Here is a 1,163-nt window from a genome sequence, read left to right on the forward strand (position 1 = left end):
AAATTAAAAGAAAGGAAAATCGGGTAGGGTGACAACCACCCGAAAAAATTCCGATTGACTAAACAATATGATCGTTTGGCTCGTGTAGCACAATAATGGAAAGTAATGAATATGCACCTTGTTTTGGAATGGAGAATTTTTATATATGGTTGATGAAAATGGAAATATATGTTTGTTAATTAAATTTACTTCATATTATGATTATGAGAAAGAGATGTGGTTACCTTCAATGATGAACTTGCCAGGAGGAATTTTTGGAGACAGAGAGTGTCATTGGTCTTTGGTGGAGGATACAGATGATTTTGAGTGTACCTATTGGTTTTCTTATGATGATTATGAAATTTATCGGCCATGGCAGATCAGGGAAAAATTTTATACAAAACATATGAAATTAAACGAAAATAAATTGATTGATGCAGGATTTTATAAGGTTGAGGGAAAAACTTATTCGTGGGCATATCAATGGTTTTTTCATACCTTGCGATTAAGAAAATTGGAAACTTATTTTTCGAAGATAGAAAAAATCAAACAATGGTCACAATTTTGTATGTTTGCAAAAATGGCAGGACTTCGTAATGAGACATTTTTTATTGAAAATTGGCTGCGCTTGGATATCGCCGTAAAATGGTGCGAGGAACACGGCATACCATATAAATTGGACATTCCAAAAGGCTATCAAAAGGATTATCCGGAAAATGCGCTAAAGGACTCATCCGAGAAGATTAGACATACAGCAAAGGAAAGGAGGTTTATGTCTCCGTTTGACTGGTTAAATGGGATGAAAGATAGTAGTCTTTTTATAGCAGAATTTTAGTTTATTATGTAGAAAACAATTGTAGTTTCCTTATGACCATGTAGTAGACAGGAAAAGAGACGAAACATAGTTATGATGGAGAATCCAAGTTGGCTGCTGTTACTGATGAAAATGGGAGTCAAGTGGTGGGATATTCCTATGATGCGGATGGAAACCTGTCTGAGAGAACTGTGCTGAGGAATAACCTGACGGCAACTTACACTTACGATTACCAGAACCATCTGACAGCAATGAAAAATCAGACAAGTAGTGAGATTGTTCCAATGCTTGCAGATAGAGGAAGTTATATAGCAAGCGAAAGTACATTTTACAAAGTGTTAAAGGAAGCAAAACAGTTGACTCACAGAGG

General features: G+C 35.6%; 1 protein-coding gene and 1 pseudogene. Both read left to right on the top strand.

Translation table 11 applies throughout. The features are described 5' to 3' along the window. Positions 1-145: 145 nt before the first annotated feature. On the top strand, positions 146-814 hold the full coding sequence (locus DW005_RS13615; RefSeq protein WP_117480196.1) for a hypothetical protein: 669 nt from the start codon (positions 146-148) through the stop codon (positions 812-814). 89 nt (positions 815-903) lie between these two features. After that, positions 904-1,004: pseudogene (locus DW005_RS14460) on the top strand (hypothetical protein); the annotation flags it as partial. Positions 1,005-1,163 lie beyond the last annotated feature (159 nt).

Source organism: Clostridium sp. AF36-4, from assembly GCF_003435975.1.
In the GTDB taxonomy this organism is placed as follows: Bacteria; Bacillota; Clostridia; order Lachnospirales; family Lachnospiraceae; genus Eubacterium_F.